Here is a 553-nt window from a genome sequence, read left to right as displayed (position 1 = left end):
TGCCCAGGAACAGGCGGGAAACCTTTACGGGACTTCCGTCTATCCTCATGTTGAACAAGGAGCCGTTCCCGATATCGTCTTCACTGAGCATCCCCCGGTTAAAAGGGTTGATGGAAATGCTCCATGTGCCCGTGGAGACCAATATGAAAGGTTTTTTGGCGCTCTTTATGTAGGGCAACAGGGCGGAGGAACTGTCGTGTATGCCAACGCCCATTTTGATTGTCCTGCCCTTATAGTCGACCGGAACGGTCTTTCTGGAAGACACCAGCGGCGGTAATTTCTTTTCGATGCCCTCTTGATAGACCCATGAATGGTAGTCCTTTTTTTCGAAGTCCCAGAGCATGGTGTGGCACCCGATGCTCGTATATTCGCTTACCGGGACCCCGGTGAACAGATAGCTCAGGTATTGGGGCAAGTGTAGGGAGTACCTTATTTTTTTGAAGGTTTCCGGTCTGGTCCTCTTCAGCCAATATAGATGCATACCGGTGTTGAGCATGCCCAGTTTTGGGGATCCGGTGACCCTTGACAGTTCGTCCTCGGGCCCGTATTCCTT

Annotated in this window: 1 protein-coding gene and 1 pseudogene; one reads left to right on the top strand and one right to left on the bottom strand. The window is 51.4% G+C overall.

Annotated elements, in window-relative coordinates; translation table 11 throughout:
• A partial coding sequence (locus tag H9565_RS20445; protein WP_317195454.1) for a hypothetical protein occupies positions 1 to 277 on the top strand: 277 nt, incomplete at its 5' end.
• Between the two features lie 27 nt (positions 278 to 304).
• Here H9565_RS20445 and H9565_RS20440 read toward each other — a convergent pair.
• A pseudogene (locus H9565_RS20440) lies at positions 305 to 481 on the bottom strand (carbohydrate kinase); the annotation flags it as partial.
• Positions 482 to 553: the final 72 nt, after the last annotated feature.

Origin of the sequence: Zobellia russellii, from assembly GCF_018728565.1 — a bacterium.
GTDB lineage: Bacteria > Bacteroidota > Bacteroidia > Flavobacteriales > Flavobacteriaceae > Zobellia > Zobellia russellii.
This window is presented reverse-complemented; position numbering and strand designations above follow the sequence as displayed.